This window comes from Streptomyces sp. NPDC050535, from assembly GCF_044457665.1.
Taxonomy (GTDB): Bacteria; Actinomycetota; Actinomycetes; order Streptomycetales; family Streptomycetaceae; genus Streptomyces.
This window is the reverse complement of record NZ_JBITHE010000009.1, coordinates 51356-66517: the sequence shown is the minus strand read 5'-3', so window position 1 is coordinate 66517 and position 15162 is coordinate 51356. Positions and strand designations below refer to the sequence as shown.

At 72.0% G+C, this 15162-nt stretch carries 16 protein-coding genes and 1 riboswitch; of the genes, 9 read left to right on the top strand and 7 right to left on the bottom strand.

The genetic code is table 11. The features are described from left to right. The first annotated feature begins 21 nt into the window (after nucleotides 1-21). From ACIBLC_RS21170 to ACIBLC_RS21160, 3 genes are all read left to right on the top strand, one after another. The gene (locus ACIBLC_RS21170; protein WP_399212597.1) at nucleotides 22-651 is read left to right on the top strand and encodes a TetR/AcrR family transcriptional regulator; all 630 of its coding nucleotides are present in this window, start codon (nucleotides 22-24) and stop codon (nucleotides 649-651) included. Between the two features lie 499 nt (nucleotides 652-1150). Further along, on the top strand, nucleotides 1151-1765 hold the full coding sequence (locus tag ACIBLC_RS21165; RefSeq protein WP_399212596.1) for a DUF4126 domain-containing protein: 615 nt from the start codon (nucleotides 1151-1153) through the stop codon (nucleotides 1763-1765). A 43-nt stretch (nucleotides 1766-1808) separates the two neighbouring features. After that, complete coding sequence (locus ACIBLC_RS21160) at nucleotides 1809-3317, top strand: phytoene desaturase family protein (protein WP_399212595.1); 1509 nt, start codon at nucleotides 1809-1811, stop codon at nucleotides 3315-3317. Nucleotides 3318-3402: 85 nt separating this feature from the next. On the opposite strand, the gene ACIBLC_RS21155 is transcribed toward ACIBLC_RS21160, so the two are convergent. The 6 genes from ACIBLC_RS21155 to ACIBLC_RS21130 all read right to left on the bottom strand — a co-directional run bounded on the left by ACIBLC_RS21155 (nucleotide 3403) and on the right by ACIBLC_RS21130 (nucleotide 8455). Continuing rightward, the gene (locus tag ACIBLC_RS21155; protein WP_399212594.1) at nucleotides 3403-4383 is read right to left on the bottom strand and encodes a hypothetical protein; all 981 of its coding nucleotides are present in this window, start codon (nucleotides 4381-4383) and stop codon (nucleotides 3403-3405) included. A gap of 56 nt (nucleotides 4384-4439) precedes the next feature. Beyond that, nucleotides 4440-5363, bottom strand: coding sequence for a methylenetetrahydrofolate reductase [NAD(P)H] (gene metF / locus ACIBLC_RS21150; protein ID WP_399212592.1), 924 nt, complete (start codon nucleotides 5361-5363; stop codon nucleotides 4440-4442). Between the two features lie 159 nt (nucleotides 5364-5522). Further along, nucleotides 5523-6191: a thiamine phosphate synthase gene (thiE, locus tag ACIBLC_RS21145; protein WP_399212591.1), complete on the bottom strand. Its 669-nt coding sequence runs from the start codon at nucleotides 6189-6191 to the stop codon at nucleotides 5523-5525. 91 nt (nucleotides 6192-6282) lie between these two features. Continuing rightward, nucleotides 6283-6654 (bottom strand): Rv2175c family DNA-binding protein, encoded by a 372-nt coding sequence (locus tag ACIBLC_RS21140; protein ID WP_399212590.1) that lies wholly within the window; start codon nucleotides 6652-6654, stop codon nucleotides 6283-6285. A gap of 137 nt (nucleotides 6655-6791) precedes the next feature. Next, complete coding sequence (locus ACIBLC_RS21135; RefSeq protein WP_399212841.1) at nucleotides 6792-7961, bottom strand: NAD(P)/FAD-dependent oxidoreductase; 1170 nt, start codon at nucleotides 7959-7961, stop codon at nucleotides 6792-6794. A gap of 95 nt (nucleotides 7962-8056) precedes the next feature. Beyond that, on the bottom strand, nucleotides 8057-8455 hold the full coding sequence (locus ACIBLC_RS21130; RefSeq protein WP_399212589.1) for a hypothetical protein: 399 nt from the start codon (nucleotides 8453-8455) through the stop codon (nucleotides 8057-8059). A 52-nt stretch (nucleotides 8456-8507) separates the two neighbouring features. Then, nucleotides 8508-8621: riboswitch (TPP riboswitch) on the top strand. Here ACIBLC_RS21130 and thiO point away from each other — a divergent pair. From thiO to ACIBLC_RS21100, 6 genes are all read left to right on the top strand, one after another. Further along, nucleotides 8619-9833, top strand: a complete 1215-nt coding sequence (gene thiO, locus ACIBLC_RS21125) for a glycine oxidase ThiO (RefSeq protein ID WP_399212588.1) — start codon at nucleotides 8619-8621, stop codon at nucleotides 9831-9833. It overlaps the preceding riboswitch by 3 nt. Beyond that, complete coding sequence (thiS, locus tag ACIBLC_RS21120; protein WP_399212587.1) at nucleotides 9830-10042, top strand: sulfur carrier protein ThiS; 213 nt, start codon at nucleotides 9830-9832, stop codon at nucleotides 10040-10042. The genes thiO and thiS overlap by 4 nt, the downstream gene beginning before the upstream one ends. Nucleotides 10043-10045: 3 nt before the next feature. Then, on the top strand, nucleotides 10046-10840 hold the full coding sequence (locus tag ACIBLC_RS21115) for a thiazole synthase (protein ID WP_399212586.1): 795 nt from the start codon (nucleotides 10046-10048) through the stop codon (nucleotides 10838-10840). Nucleotides 10841-10955: 115 nt separating this feature from the next. Then, nucleotides 10956-12899 (top strand): Stk1 family PASTA domain-containing Ser/Thr kinase, encoded by a 1944-nt coding sequence (gene pknB, locus ACIBLC_RS21110; protein WP_399212584.1) that lies wholly within the window; start codon nucleotides 10956-10958, stop codon nucleotides 12897-12899. A gap of 70 nt (nucleotides 12900-12969) precedes the next feature. After that, on the top strand, nucleotides 12970-13836 hold the full coding sequence (locus ACIBLC_RS21105; protein ID WP_399212583.1) for a deoxyribonuclease IV: 867 nt from the start codon (nucleotides 12970-12972) through the stop codon (nucleotides 13834-13836). An 87-nt stretch (nucleotides 13837-13923) separates the two neighbouring features. Then, a complete protein-coding gene (locus ACIBLC_RS21100; RefSeq protein ID WP_399212582.1) occupies nucleotides 13924-14403 on the top strand; it encodes a DUF4396 domain-containing protein in 480 nt (159 codons plus the stop codon). 31 nt (nucleotides 14404-14434) lie between these two features. Here ACIBLC_RS21100 and ACIBLC_RS21095 read toward each other — a convergent pair whose 3' ends face one another. Further along, nucleotides 14435-15067, bottom strand: a complete 633-nt coding sequence (locus tag ACIBLC_RS21095; protein ID WP_399212580.1) for a sulfite oxidase-like oxidoreductase — start codon at nucleotides 15065-15067, stop codon at nucleotides 14435-14437. Nucleotides 15068-15162: the final 95 nt, after the last annotated feature.

Here is a 15162-nt window from a genome sequence, read left to right as displayed (position 1 = left end):
GGTGCTGTGACAATCAGGGCCATGGAAAGCAGCAGCACCACGGCGGCCGGCGGCAGCCGCCGCGAGGCGACCCGGCAGAAGCTCTACGAGGCGGCCGTCACCCTGATCGCCGAACAGGGCTTCTCCGCCACCACGGTGGACGAGATCGCCGAACGCGCCGGAGTCGCGAAGGGCACCGTCTACTACAACTTCGCGAGCAAGTCCGTCCTCTTCGAGGAACTGCTGCGGCACGGTGTCGGCCTCCTCACCGCCTCTCTCCGGGAGGCGGCCGAGGGGACCGCGGCCGAGGGCGGCAGCAAGGTCGACGCGCTGGACGCGATGATCCGGGCCGGGCTCGTCTTCATCGACCGCTATCCCGCCTTCACCCAGCTCTACGTGGCCGAGCTTTGGCGCACCAACCGCGCCTGGCAGTCCACGCTCCTGGTGGTCCGGCAGGAGGCGGTCGCGGTCGTCGAGGGCGTCCTGCGCGACGGCGTGGCCAACGACGAGCTCAGCGACGAGATCGACATCCCGCTGACGGCCGCCGCGCTGGTCGGCATGGTCCTGGTGGCCGCCCTGGACTGGCAGGCCTTCCAGCCCGAGCGATCCCTGGACGACGTCCACGCGGCCCTCTCCCGGCTGCTCCAGGGACGGGTGAGCGGCAACCGCTGAAAAATTCCCGGGCCACGGCGGCAACCGTGGAGCGCTGTACGGGGCACGGCGGCGCCGGCGGAGCGCTGTCCGGGCCCGGCGGGCGACCGCCGAGCTCTTACGGGCGCGACGACAACCGCCAAGACCCCACCGCACCCGCGGTACACGAAAGCGCCGGTCCGATGTGGCCGCGTCCCCCGCGGGCCAGTCGAACCGGCGCCTCGTCGTGCTCCCCCGTACTTCCCCCAACCCCCGTCGGGACCCGTCCGGTCACCCCCGGGTCCCCCTGCCTCGCTCCCGCCGACGAATCGGCGGAAGGAGCGGCCAAGGGCGCGAGAACCGTTCCGCCGCCCCGTGTCGGCGGTGCCGGAACCGCGCCCCCTTCCGTGCCTCCACTCTCTCGTTCACGCAGGTCGGGGCCCATCCGCGCATGTACTCATCTCTCCCCCTGGGTACGAGTACTCAGCCGTAGGCACTCAAGCCCAGGACGCGCCGTCCCCGACTGGTTACGATCGCCTCCGTGTCCGTACTCCCCCTGGTCTTCACCAGCGGCTGGGCCAGCGGCATCAACGCGTACGCGGTGGTGCTCCTCCTCGGCGTCTTCGGCGCCACCGGCCTGACCGACGACGTCCCCGAGGCCCTCCAACGTCCTGAGATCCTGGTCACAGCGGGCGTTCTGTTCCTGTGTGAGGCGTTCGCCGACAAGATCCCGTACGTCGATTCGGTGTGGGACACCGTGCACACGGTGATCCGGCCCGTGTCGGGCGCCGTGGTCGGGGCGCTGCTCGCCGGACAGAGCGGTTCGCTCCCCGAACTGGCGGCGGGCGCGATCGGCGGTTCGACGGCGCTGGCCAGCCACACCGTCAAGGCCGGGACGCGGATGGCGATCAACACCTCGCCCGAGCCGTTCAGCAACATCATCATGAGCACCGCCGAGGATCTCGGGGTCGCGGGGATCCTCACCTTCGCGATGTTCCATCCCGAGGCCGCCGCGATCATCGCGGCCGTCCTGCTGATCGCCGGGCTGATGGTGCTCTGCTTCCTGGTCTCGCGGATCAGACGGTTCCGGCGCCGCAGGGCCCAGCGCCGGGAGGAGAAACGGCTGGCGGCCGGCGTGGGGCGCCGGCCCGACTGACCGCCGGGCGGGATTGTCGGTGCCGGCCGATAAAGTCCCTGGCATGGCACGAATTGCGGTGATGGGCGCCGGGATGGGCGCGATGGCGGCCGCCGCCCGGCTGGCCGTCGCGGGCCACCGGGTGGTGGTGTACGAGCGCACGGCGACGTACGGCGGTGCGGTGCGCCGCTTCGAGCGCGACGGTTTCGCGTTCGACACGGGACCGGGGCTGCTGCCGCTGCCCGCGGTCTACCGCGACCTGTTCCTCAAGACCGGCAAGGAGCCGCTGGAAGCCTGCGTCGAGCTGGTCCAGGTGGACCCGTCCTCACGCCATGTCTTCGCGGACGGCACCGACGTGTCCTTGCCGAACGCGTCCCGCGCGGGCGTCGTCACCACGCTCACCGAGGCGCTCGGCGCGGGCGCGGGCGAGCGCTGGGGCGACTTCCTGGTGCGGGCGCGCGAGGCGTGGGACCGCACGCGCAGACCGCTCCTGGAGGAGCCCCTGTGGCCGAACTGGCCGGTGCTCGCCGAGCGCGAGCCCTACCCGGCGGTGCCGCACAAGCGGCTGCTGCGCACCCGGCGGGCCGCCACCCTCGCCGAGGTCGGCGCCTGGGAGCTGCGCGACCCGCGCCTGACGGCCCTCCTGGAGAGCCACGCCCTCGCCTGCGGGCTGGACCCGCGCGTCGCCCCGGCGAGCGCCGCGGTGCTGCCGTACATGGAGCACGCCTTCGGCACCTGGTATGTCCGCGGCGGCCTGCGGGAGTTGGCGCGCGCCGTGTACGAGCGGTGTGTCGCCCGGCGGGTCGAGTTCGTCTTCGGCGCCGAGGTCACGGGGATCGTGGAGAAGGACGGCCGGGCCGCGGGGGTGGAGCTGCGGGACGGCACCGTCGCCGAGGCGGACACGGTCGTCGGCAGCGGCCCCTGGCGGCTGAGCGGCCTGAGCCGCCCCGAGTTGTACGTGGCGGACGACGTCGAGCCGACCGCGGAGTCCCTCTTCGCCGGCAAGGTCGTGGTCTGCCTGGCCCTGCGCGGCGCGCGCGAGGCGGGCGCCGCGCACCGCACGGTCGTGCACACCACCGACCGGGAGCGCGAGTTCGACCTCTTCGGGCTCGGCACACCACCGGAACTGCCGACCGTGTGGGTCGAGCGCCCGGACGACCCGCGGCTGCGCCCCGATGACGCGCACGAGTCCGTGGTGCTCACGTCGACGGTGCCGTCCGGGGCCCACCACGACTGGACGGCGGCCGGGGCCGCGGACGCCTTCGCGGACCGCATGGTCACCGCCGCCGAGCGAGCCGTTCCCGGGCTGCGTGAGCGGGTGCTGTGGCGCGAGGTGCGCACTCCCGTGCACACGGAGGAGGAGACCGGCGCCCAGGGCGGCGGCATACCCGCGCCCTCGCTGGCGGGCGCGGCCGGGGCCCTGCTGCATCCGGCGAACAGCACCCGCCTGCCGGGCCTGTTCGCGGTCGGCGGCTGGGCACACCCGGGCGGCGGCCTGCCGCACGCGGGCATGTCGGGGGCGCTGGTGGCCGGACTGGTCGTGGAGGGACCGGAGTTCCGAGGCTCTCAGTGAGCCTCACGGCGCGCTGGGAGACGCCGACGAACAGACGCCCGTACGACACGTGCGGAGGCCCGCACGGAGCTGGTGCGGGCCGCCCTCAGTACCGGTACTGCTGCTCGTCGTACCCCGTGCCGTTCCCGTTGCCGTTCCCATTCCCGTTGCCGTTCTCCGGGTAGGGGTAGGGCTGCTCCGGCGGGAGTTCGCCGCCGTACGGGTCGTCGGTGTTGCGCTGCTGCGGCACCCAGACGCCGCCGGGCGGGGTGCCGTCTCCGGCGTAGTCGCCGGTGCCGTACTGGTCCTGCCCGTAGCCCTGCTGCTGGTACTGCTGCTGCTCGCCGCCGCCGTACGTGGTGTTGTCGTACGAGGTGCCGCTGTACGTCTGCGTGCCGATGTACGGGTCGGAGTAGGCGGCGTACTGCTGCTGGCCGTTGTTGTCGTAGCCGTACTGCTGCTGGTCGTAACCGGAGTAGCCGTCGTACGCGTAGGCCTGCTGGTCCTGGCCCTGGGCCGGGTTCGCGTAGGACTGGTCGGCCGCCGCCGCGTAGGCGTTGGCGTCGTAGACGCCGTAGGAGCCGGTGTCGTCGGGCAGGGGCTGCGGCTCGTACACGGCGGTGGAATCGGCGGCGGGCTCACCCGAACCCGGCGGCATGAAGCGGTCGGACGGCGCGGGCGAGAATACGTTGTCCTCGCCCGGGTACTCGCCCTGTCGTGGAAACTCCGTGGCCTCGGCCGTTTCCAGGCCTGAGACCGACAGCGTCGGGTCCTGGAACTCCGGCTCGCCGCGGCGGCGCTTGCTCTTGCCCTGGGCGTTGTCGGCGCCCTGGCGGTTGCCGACGGCCCAGCCCTCCGCGAAGCCGCGGCGGAACGACAGCGTGACGTACGTCTGGCCGACCGCGAAGGCCGCCGCACCCAGGCCGATGACCACCACGGAGGGGATCAGCACGCCGAGGACCACGCCGAGGAAGCCCCCGAAGGCGAGCAGCCGGTAGCGCAGCCGTGCCTTGTACTGCAGCAGGACCTCGCCCAGCAGCCACAGCGCGACAACACCGAACGCGATATAGAGGACCGTCCAGCCCATGTACGCCCCTCTCCCAGTGGCCGCTACGCAGTGTGTCGTACGCGGGTGCGACCGGTCTAGGTCTGCTGCGGGTGGTGCAGACCCAGATTGTCGTAAATTTCCAGCGTCGCCGTGGAGTTGTTGAGCGTGATGAAGTGCAGTCCGGGTACTCCCTCGGCCAGCAGCCTCGCGCAGAACTCCGTCGCGAACTCGATGCCAATGGAGCGTACAGCCGCCGCATCGTCTTTGGCTGTGAGGATCCGCTCTTTCAGAACGTCCGGGATCGAGGCGTTGCTGAGCTTCGGAAGCCTCTCCAGCATCTTCACACTCGTGACCGGCATGACCTCGGGAATCACCGGGGTCGCACAGCCTGCCGCGGCTACGCGGTCTCGCAGCCGGAGATACGGCTCGGGGTGGAAGAACATCTGCGTGATCGCGTAGTCGGCGCCGGCACGGCACTTGTCGACGAAGTGCGCGACGTCCAGGTCCCAGGTCTCGGAGCGCGGGTGCGTCTCGGGGAAGGCCGCGACGCCGACGCAGAAGTCGCCGGACTCCTTGATGAGACGGACGAGTTCGGCCGCGTAGGTCAGTCCCTGGGGGTGCGGCACCCAGTCGCCCATGGGATCGCCCGGCGGGTCGCCGCGCACCGCGAGGATGTTGCGGATCCCGGCGTCCGCGTACTGGCCGATGATGTTGCGCAGCTCCGCGACGGAGTGGTTGACCGCGGTGAGGTGGGCGACCGGGGTGAGCGTCGTGTCGGCGACGATCTGCTGGGTCTCCTTGACCGTGCCCGCGCGGGTGGACCCGCCGGCACCGTAGGTCACGGAGACGAAGTCGGGGGCGACCGCCTCCACCCGGCGCAGCGCGTTCCACAGGTTCCGCTCGCCCTTGAGGGTCTTCGGCGCGGAGAACTCGAACGAGTACGTCTTGTTGCCGGTCGCGAGCATGTCACGCACGGTTCGCGCGCGGTCAGTCCTGGTGGAAGCAGATCCGTGGGCCATACCCGCAGGTTAGTCAGGGTGGCCGTCCTCCCCAACCGAACGCCCGAGAATTGTCCGGTCTGTCGATTTCTTGTCCAGCTTTCGGACAGGATCAGGACGCCCGTTCCGGCAATCGAGGGCCGCCGCGTGGACGGGTGCATGGACGGTACGTGGGCGCGGCTACTGGGGAAGCGGTACGCCGCGCAGCCGCTTCGCGAACTCTCCCGCCGCCGCTCCCGGGTCGTCCGCCTCCGTGATCGCCCGTACGACGACAGCGCGGCGGGCACCCGCCTCCAGCACCTCGTCGAGGTTGCCGAGGTCGATGCCGCCGATGGCGAACCAGGGGCGGCCGGTGCCCAGCGAGGCCGTGTACCGGACCAGGTCGAGGCCGGGTGCGTGGCGGCCGGGCTTGGTGGGGGTCGGCCAGCAGGGGCCGGTGCAGAAGTAGTCCACGCCGTCCTGGACGGCGGCCGCCGCGGCCTCGGACTCGGCGTGTGTGGAGCGGCCTATCAGGACCCGGTCGCCGAGGACGGCGCGGGCCGCGGGGACCGGCAGGTCGCCCTGGCCCAGGTGCAGCACGTCGGCGCCGGCCGCGTGCGCCACGTCCGCCCGGTCGTTGACGGCGAGGAGCCTGCCGTGGCGGGCGCAGGCGTCCGCGAAGACCTGGAGGTGCTCCAGCTCCTCGGCCGCCTCCATGCCCTTGTCGCGCAGCTGCACGATGTCGACGCCGCCCGCCAGGACCGCGTCCAGGAACTCGGCGAGGTCGCCCTGGCGCCGGCGGGCGTCCGTGCACAGGTAGACGCGGGCGTCGGCGAGCCGGGCGCGGACGGTGGCGGCGGTGTCGGGCATGCGTGTGTCCCCCGTTGTCGTTGCGTGCGGACCACGGCGGCCGGGGTGGTCCATGGCCGCCGTGGTCCGAACGTCGGACGGTCTGTTCAGGTCAGACGGCGAGCGCCTGGGCGCGACGCTTCACCTCCGTGCCGCGATTCTCGCTGAGAGCCTGCGCGGGGGTGCCGGGCAGGCTCGGGTCGGGGGTGAAGAGCCACTCGAGCATCTCTTCGTCGGAGAAGCCGTCGTCCCGCAGGAGCGTCAGGGTGCCTGTCAGGCCCTTGACGACCTTCTGCTCGGCCCCGTCGACGAAAGCGGCGGGGACGTGCAGCGCGCGGTTCTCACCACGGCGTACGGCGATCAGCTGGCCCTCCCTGACCAACTGCCGGACGCGGGTCACCTCGACACCGAACTGCTCGGCGATGTCGGGGAGAGTGAGCCAGGCGGGGACGAGAGCATCGATCTTTGCGTCAATCTCGGTCACAGGACAAGCCTGCCATCCCGGACTGACACTCGGTAGCCGAGCCCCGTCAGGAACGGGTCGGCGCGCGGCCGAATCGCCCGCCGAGCTGCCGGATCGCCCGCCCCGCGGCGGTTGCGCCCTCGGCGAACCAGGCCCCGCTACGGCGTGAGCGTCGCCGTCTTCAGCGGTCGCGACGGGTCCGACAGCAGCTCCGGGTCCATCGGGGTGCCCGCCTCGATGACTTTCCGGCCCTGGGCCAGGTCCCGGGGCCGGCCGACCGCGAGGAGGGCGACCAGTCGGCCGTCGTGGAGCCAGCAGACCGACCAGGCGGCGCCGGTCGGGTCGCCGCGCCACACGGTGGTGTCGGCGGGGGCGTGGTGGCCGACGTACTGGACGAAGCGGCCGAACTGCTCGGACCAGAAGTACGGGACGGGGTCGTACGCCACCGGGGACTCGCCGATGATGTTGGCCGCCACCGTGCGCGGGCCCTGGAGGGCGTTGTCCCAGTGGTGGACCAGAAGGCGGCCCTCGTAACGCCCCGAAGGGAAGGAAGCGCAGTCGCCGACCGCGAAGACGTCCGGCAGGGAGCTGCGCAGATGGTCGTCGGCCACGACCTCGCGGTGGGCGCCCAGCTCGATGCCGGAGCCGCTGAGCCATTCGGTGGCGGGGCGCGCGCCGATGCCGACGACGACGGCGCCCGCGGGTACCCGGGTGCCGTCGTCCAGCACCACCGCGCCCGGCTCGACGCGCTCCACGCGCGCGTGGGTGCGCAGCGAGGCCCCGCTGTCCGCGTACCAGGCGGCCATAGGCGCGGCGACCTCGGCGGGCAGCGCACCGGCGAGGGGCCGGTCGGCAGCCTCGACGACGGTCACGGCGCACCCCGCCTCACGCGCGGCGGTGGCGAACTCGGCGCCGATCCAGCCCGCCCCGACCACCACGATGTCGTGCTGCCGGGCGAGCACGGGGCGCAGCCGCTCGGCGTCGTCAAGGGTGCGCAGCAGATGAACCCCGGGGACACCCTCCGTGCCCGGCAGCCGGATGGGTTCCGCGCCCGTGGCGATGACCAGGGCGTCGTACGGCACCGGGCCGGTGTCGGTGTCCAGTTCGTGGTCCCCGGGGCGTACACCGAGCGCCTCGTTGCCGAGCCGCAGTGCGATGCCCAGTGCCTCGAAATCGACATCGAAGGCGGATCCCTCGGTCTTGCCGAGCAGCACGGCCTTGGACAGCGGTGGCCGGTCGTACGGCTGGTGCGGTTCCGCGCCGATCAGTGTCACGTCGCCGGCGAAGCCCTGTTCCCGCAGGGCGACCGCGGTCTGCACGCCCGCCATGCCGGCACCCACGATGACGACCTGTCGTACCGCCCGCTCCTGAACCCGCGTCTTCTCGGTCACCTGATCACCATAGTCAGCTGACAGATTGTCAGTCAGGGGGCGGGCTCGGTGACCTGCTCCACACCGCCCGCCACGACCTGCTCGGCGTCGCCCGCCCCGGTCTCCTCCACGACGCTGGTCCCGCTGCCGCGCTGCGACTCCCACTCCCAGGTCTCCTCCAGGCGTACGCGCCCGTCGGGCAGCTCCGTCACGCGCGACACGCAGTGCCCCGAGGAGGTGCTGCCGTCGTGCTTGAGCTGTACGTACCGGAAGTCGAGACGGTCGCCCTCGCGGGTGCCCACGAGGTGCCCGCGTACGACGTCGCCGCCCGCGTAGTCGGCCCAGATCACGCCTTCCCGCTCGCGGTAGGTGAAGCGGGTGCGGGTACCCACCTGTCCGGGTGCCTGGTCGGCGACCGGGGCCAGGACGAGGCCGTCGAGCGAACGGGCCATGGGCGGAGGCTCCCTTACTGAGACATACGGCAGCGGGCTACGCTGGCCAACGTAAGGCACTCGCGGGAGTCCGGACGCACCGGGCTGAGAGGGAGGCTGGAACGGCCTCCGACCGTACGAACCTGATCCGGGTCATGCCGGCGAAGGGAGGGGCTGGACGCCCATGTCGCGTACACCATCGGACGCGTTCCACACATCTCGCACGTCCCGCACACCCCAGGCATCAGACACCTCGGACGTCCTGGTCGTCGGGGGCGGGATCATCGGGCTGGTGACGGCCTGGCGGGCGGCGCAGCGCGGGTTCACGACCGCGGTCGTCGACCCCGAGCCCGGCGGCGGCGCCGCGCAGGTCGCGGCCGGAATGCTCGCCGCCGTCACCGAACTGCACTACGGCGAGCAGACCCTGCTGGGCCTCAATCTCGCCTCCGCGCGGCGCTATCCGGACTTCGCCGCCGAGCTCACCGAGGCGACCGGCCAGGACCTCGGCTACCGCCGGTGCGGCACCCTGGCCGTCGCGCTGGACGCCGACGACCGTGCCCACCTGCGCGAACTGCACGCCCTGCAACGTCGGTCGGGGCTCGACCCGGAGTGGCTCAGCGGCCGTGAGTGCCGTCGCCTGGAGCCGATGCTCGCGCCCGGCGTACGCGGTGGCCTGCGCGTCGACGGCGACCACCAGGTCGATCCGCGCCGGCTGGCGAAGGCTCTGGTCACGGCGTGCGAAAGGGCCGGGGTGGTGTTCCGCCGGACGTGGGCCGAGCGGCTCGCCGTCGCGGCGGACCGGGCCACCGGAGTCGTCATCACGGACGGCACCGAGCTGTCGGCGGAGCAGGTGGTGCTGGCCGCGGGCAGCCTCAGCGGGCGTCTCGCGGGCGTTCCGGAGGCCGTGCTGCCGCCCGTGCGCCCGGTGAAGGGGCAGGTGCTGCGGCTGACCGTGCCGAAGCGGTACGCGCCCTTCCTGAGCCGTACCGTGCGCGCCGTGGTGCGCGGCAGCCAGGTCTATCTGGTGCCGCGCGAGAACGGCGAGCTCGTGGTCGGCGCGACCAGCGAGGAGCTGGGCTGGGACACCACGGTGACCGCGGGCGGTGTGTACGAGCTGCTGCGTGACGCCCATGAGCTGGTTCCCGGGATCACCGAGCTGCCGCTCACCGAGACCCGCGCCGGACTGCGCCCCGCGTCGCCCGACAACGCGCCGCTGCTCGGTCCGACCGAGCTCGACGGTCTCCTCCTCGCCACCGGGCACCACCGCAACGGCGTCCTGCTGACCCCGGTCACCGGCGACACGATGGCGCATGTCCTGACCACCGGCGAACTCCCGGACGTGGCAAGCCCCTTCACGCCCAAGCGCTTCAGCCCGGCCCGTACGGAGCAGCCCGCATGAGCGTCCTCGTCAGCGTCCTCGTCAACGGGGAGCGGCGGCGGATCGCCGCGGGCACCGCTCTCGACACCCTCGTCGCGGCGCTCACCCCGGCCCCGTCCGGCGTCGCCGCCGCCCTCAACGAGACCGTCGTCCCGCGCGGGCGGTGGTCGTCCACGTCCCTCTCCGAGGGAGACCGCGTCGAAGTCCTCACCGCCGTCCAAGGAGGCTGACCCATGGCCGACGATCCCTTCGTCCTCGGTGGTACGTCCTTCTCGTCCCGGCTGATCATGGGTACGGGGGGCGCGCCCAGCCTCGACGTCCTGGAGCGCTCGCTCGTCGCCTCCGGCACGGAGCTGACGACGGTCGCGATGCGGCGCGTAAACGCTTACGTGCACGGTTCGGTGCTGTCCGTGCTCGACCGGCTCGGCATCCGGGTGCTGCCGAACACGGCGGGGTGCTTCACCGCCGGCGAGGCCGTCCTGACCGCCCGCCTCGCGCGGGAGGCGCTGGGCACCGACGTGGTCAAGCTGGAGGTCATCGCCGACGAGCGCACGCTGCTGCCCGACCCGATCGAGCTTCTCGACGCGGCGGAGACACTGGTGGACGACGGGTTCACCGTGCTGCCGTACACGAACGACGACCCGGTGCTCGCGCGGAAGCTGGAAGACGTCGGGTGCGCCGCGATCATGCCGCTGGGGTCGCCGATCGGATCCGGTCTCGGCATCCGGAATCCGCACAACTTCCAGCTGATCGTGGAGCACGCGCGCGTGCCGGTGATTCTGGACGCGGGGGCCGGTACGGCGTCCGACGCCGCGCTCGCGATGGAGCTGGGGTGTGCCGGTGTGATGCTCGCCTCGGCCGTGACACGGGCGCAGGAGCCGGTGCTCATGGCCGAGGGCATGCGGCACGCGGTGGAGGCCGGGCGGCTCGCCTTCCGCGCGGGCCGGATTCCCCGGCGGCACTTCGCCGAGGCGTCCTCCCCGGCGGAGGGCCTGGCCCGGCTGGATCCGGAGCGGCCGGCGTTCTAGGGGTTCCGTCCAGTGGTCCGGTGCGTGCGAGGTGCGTCACAGGTCGGCTGCAGTCCGGCGCCGGTATGGGCCGAACGGGTGGGGCGTGACAGTGGCGGCTCGTACACTCACCTGCGTGGATATGACCCTTCAGGACCCGCTTGTCGGGCAGCTGCTCGACGGCCGCTATCGCGTCGACGCGCGGATCGCGGTCGGCGGGATGGCCACGGTCTACCGGGCCCTGGACATCCGCCTCGACCGCGTGCTCGCCCTCAAGGTGATGCACCCGGCGCTGGCCGCCGACGGCTCGTTCGTCGAGCGGTTCATCCGCGAGGCCAAGTCGGTGGCCCGGCTCGCGCACCCCAACGTGGTGCAGGTCTTCGACCAGGGGACGGCCGGGTCGTACGTCTATCTGGCCATGGAGTACGTCGCCGGGTGCACCCTGCGCGACGTCCTGCGCGAGCGCGGCGCCCTCCAGCCGCGGGCCGCGCTCGACATCCTGGAGCCGGTGCTCGCCGCGCTCGGCGCGGCCCACCGCGCCGGATTCGTGCACCGCGACATGAAGCCGGAGAACGTCCTGATAGGGGACGACGGCCGGGTGAAGGTCGCGGACTTCGGGCTCGTCCGGGGCGTGGACACCGTCACGAACACGACGGGCGCGGTCCTCGGCACCGTCTCGTATCTCGCCCCCGAGCAGATCGAGCACGGCACGGCGGACGCCCGCGTCGACGTGTACGCGTGCGGAATCGTCTTCTACGAGATGCTCACGGGCGGCAAGCCGCACTCCGGCGACTCCCCCGCCCAGGTGTTCTACCAGCACCTCCACGCGGACGTACCGCCGCCGTCGGCCGTCGTGCCGGGGCTGGCCTTCCAGCTCGACGAGCTGGTCACCACCGCGACCGCGCGCAACCCCGCGGTCCGCCCGCCCGACGCGGTGGCACTGCTCAGGGACGTGCTGGAGGCCCGGACGGAGCTCAGCGCCGACCAGCTCGACGCCGTACCGCCGCAGGCCCTCGCCACGGGCCACCACAACGCCGACGACCGTACGAGCGTGCTCCCGCGCTCGCTGTCCGTGCCGCGCCCGCTGCCGGTGAACGAGCATGGGAGCGACGCCCCCGCGCTCAACGCGACCAGCCGGTTCGAGCGGACCGGCCAGTTCGCGTCCGAGGGGGTCGCGCCCTCCCGGCGCGGCCGGTCCCGGCGCACCACGCTCGCGATCGTCACCGCGCTCCTTCTGGTGCTCGGCCTCGGCGCGGGCGTCTGGTACATCAACTCGGGCCAGTTCACCCGGGTCCCGGCGGTCCTGGCGGTCACCGAGGCTCAGGCCAAGGACCGGCTGGCGGACGCCGGCCTCGACGCCGGGCAGGTCAAGCACGCGTACAGCGACACCGTGGAGCGCGGCAGCGTCATCAGCAGCGACCCGGCCGTCGGCGACCGCATCCGCGACAACGACTCCGTGGAGCTGACCGTGTCCGACGGCCCGGAGACGGTGAAGGTGCCCGATCTCCAGGGCTCGGAGCTGGACAGGGCCAGGAGCGTGCTGAAGGACAAGGGTCTGGCGGCGGGCATCGTCACCCGGGAGTTCAGCGACGACGTCCCCAACGGCTCGGTGATCAGCACGGACCCGGAAGCGGGCACGGAGCGACGCACGGGTTCCGCCGTCAAGATCACGGTCAGCAAGGGCAGCCCGGTGGAGGTGGCCGACGTCACGGGAGCCTCGGTCGAGGACGCCACCGCGGAGCTGGAGGAGGCCGGTCTGAAGGTGAGGATCGCCGCCGGGCAGGTCAACTCGGAGTTCGACAAGGGACAGGTGGCCGAACAGTCCCCGGGCGCGGGCCGCGAGGCCGCCGAGGGCGACACCGTGACGCTGACCATCTCCAAGGGCCCCGAACTGGTCGAGGTCCCGGACGTCGTCGGCGACAGCGTGGACGACGCCAGGCAGGAGCTCGAGGACGCCGGTTTCGAGGTCGACGAGGACCGCGGACTGCTCAACCTCTTCGGGACCTCGGTCAAGGGCCAGTCGGTGGAAGGCGGCGACACGGCTCCCAAGGGGTCGACGATCACCATCGAGATCGAATGAGGCTCCTCGGCGGAGCGGGGACGCAGGTCCGCCGACGGGGCGGGAGCGAGCGCGTGACACCCTGACGGGTGTGACCAGCAAGCAGCTCCGCAACCCCGTCGGCGGCCACGTCCCCGTGGCCGGCGGTCTCAGTTCCGTCGGTCTGAGCTACGCCCGTGATCTGCGGGCCGAGACCGTTCAGGTCTTCGTCGCCAACCCGCGCGGCTGGGCGACGCCGCCCGGCAACCCCCGGCAGGACGAGGAGTTCCGGGCGGCCTGTGCCGCCGAGTCGATTCCGGCGTACGTCCATGCCCCGTATCTGATCAACTTCGGCTCGCACACCGAGGCGACGGTCGAGCGGTCCGTGGAGTCGCTGCGGCACTCGCTGCGCAGGGGCCGGGAGATCGGCGCGCTGGGTGTGGTCGTGCACACGGGGAGCGCCACCGGGGGCAGGGAGCGTTCCGTGGCGCTCGCACAGGTGCGCGAGCACCTGCTGCCGCTGCTCGACGAGCTGACGCACGACGACGACCCGTATCTGCTTCTCGAGTCGACCGCGGGCCAGGGCGCCTCGCTCTGTTCGCGCACCTGGGACTTCGGGCCGTACTTCGAGGCGCTCGACGCCCACCCGAAACTGGGCGTCTGCCTGGACACCTGCCACATCTACGCGGCGGGCCACGACCTGACCGGGCCGAGCGGGATGCACCAGACCCTCGACCTGCTGGTGGACACGGTCGGCGAGGGGCGGCTCAGGCTGATCCACGCCAACGACTCCAAGGACGTGGTCGGTGCCCACAAGGACCGCCACGAGAACATCGGCTCGGGCCATATCGGCGAGGACCCGTTCCGCGCCCTGATGACCCACCCCGCGACAGAGGGGGTGCCCCTGATCATCGAGACGCCGGGCGGCAAGGAAGGGCATGCCGGGGACGTCGAGCGCCTGAAGAAGCTCCGGGAGTGACCCCGGATTCCGGGAGCGGGAATACCCCCCAGGGGTATTCAGTTGTCGCTCGGTGACAGGCATCGCAACCTGATCGGGGGCTTCGACATGCAGCACGACGCACACGTTCACGAACCGCACGGAACCGGCGGGGCGAGCTGGTCCATGGCCGCGCGGGCGACCCTGCACTGTCTCACCGGGTGCGCCATCGGCGAGATCCTCGGCATGGTGATCGGGACCGCGCTGGGCTGGGGCAACGTGCCGACGCTGATCCTGGCGATCGCCCTCGCCTTCTTCTTCGGCTACCTGCTCACGCTGCGCGGCGTTCTGAAGGCGGGCATCGGCGTGAAGGCCGCGATCCGGGTCGCGCTCGCCGCCGACACCCTCTCCATCGCCGTGATGGAGCTGATCGACAACGGCGTGATCGTCCTGTGGCCGGGCGCGATGGACGCGGAGCTCACCGACCCGGCGTTCTGGTGGACCCTGGCCATCGCGCTCGCCGCCGCGTTCGTGATCACCACCCCGGTCAACAAGTGGATGATCGGCCGCGGCAAGGGCCACGCGGTGGTGCACCGGTACCACCACTGACGAAAGCCGTCGGCGGCCTACGCGGCCGGGATCAGAGCTCGGGGCCGTCCCCGGGCTCCTCCTGGTAGGAGTAGCGCTGCTCGCGCCACGGGTCGCCGACGTTGTGGTAGCCGCGCTCCTCCCAGAAGCCGCGGCGGTCCGCCGTCATGTACTCCACGCCGCGGACCCACTTGGGGCCCTTCCAGGCGTAGAGCTGCGGGACGACGAGGCGGAGCGGGAAGCCGTGCTCCGCCGTCAGCAGTTCGCCGTCCTTGTGGGTGGCGAAGATCGTGCGCTCGGAGGCGAAGTCGTCGAGCCGAAGGTTCGAGCTGAACCCGTACTCCGCCCAGACCATCACGTGGGTGACAGTGGGCGCCGGCGGGGCGATCTCCAGGATCGTACGGGCCGGGATACCGCCCCACTCCGCCCCGACCATGCTGAACTTCGTGACGCAGTGCAGATCGGCCAGCACCGAGGAGTACGGCAGGGCGGTGAACTCCTCGTGGGTCCAGCAGCGCTTCTCACCGTCGGCGGTCGCGCCGAAGACCCTGAACTCCCAGCGCTCCGGGCGGAACTTGGGTACGGGACCGTAGTGGGTGACCGGCCAGCCGCGCTGGAGCCGCTGTCCCGGTGGGAGCTCCGACCGCGCCGCCGCTCCAGATTCACGCTCCACCGGCTGACCCATGGCTCCATCCTGACAGACCCGGGGCGATGTGCCTGACCAGCCCGGCTCCGATTCCGGCAACTCCTACTAAGCGTGCACTTACTGGACGTCCCGAG

Coding starts and splice junctions, on each gene's coding strand:
- ACIBLC_RS21170 (WP_399212597.1), top strand. CDS start 22: ATGGAAAGCAGCAGCACCACGGCGGCCGGCGGCAGCCGCCGCGAGGCG.
- ACIBLC_RS21160 (WP_399212595.1), top strand. CDS start 1,809: ATGGCACGAATTGCGGTGATGGGCGCCGGGATGGGCGCGATGGCGGCC.
- ACIBLC_RS21155 (WP_399212594.1), bottom strand. CDS start 4,383: ATGGGCTGGACGGTCCTCTATATCGCGTTCGGTGTTGTCGCGCTGTGG.
- metF (WP_399212592.1), bottom strand. CDS start 5,363: ATGGCCCACGGATCTGCTTCCACCAGGACTGACCGCGCGCGAACCGTG.
- thiE (WP_399212591.1), bottom strand. CDS start 6,191: ATGCCCGACACCGCCGCCACCGTCCGCGCCCGGCTCGCCGACGCCCGC.
- ACIBLC_RS21135 (WP_399212841.1), bottom strand. CDS start 7,961: ATGGCGGGCGTGCAGACCGCGGTCGCCCTGCGGGAACAGGGCTTCGCC.
- ACIBLC_RS21130 (WP_399212589.1), bottom strand. CDS start 8,455: ATGGCCCGTTCGCTCGACGGCCTCGTCCTGGCCCCGGTCGCCGACCAG.
- thiO (WP_399212588.1), top strand. CDS start 8,619: ATGTCGCGTACACCATCGGACGCGTTCCACACATCTCGCACGTCCCGC.
- thiS (WP_399212587.1), top strand. CDS start 9,830: ATGAGCGTCCTCGTCAGCGTCCTCGTCAACGGGGAGCGGCGGCGGATC.
- ACIBLC_RS21115 (WP_399212586.1), top strand. CDS start 10,046: ATGGCCGACGATCCCTTCGTCCTCGGTGGTACGTCCTTCTCGTCCCGG.
- ACIBLC_RS21100 (WP_399212582.1), top strand. CDS start 13,924: ATGCAGCACGACGCACACGTTCACGAACCGCACGGAACCGGCGGGGCG.
- ACIBLC_RS21095 (WP_399212580.1), bottom strand. CDS start 15,067: ATGGGTCAGCCGGTGGAGCGTGAATCTGGAGCGGCGGCGCGGTCGGAG.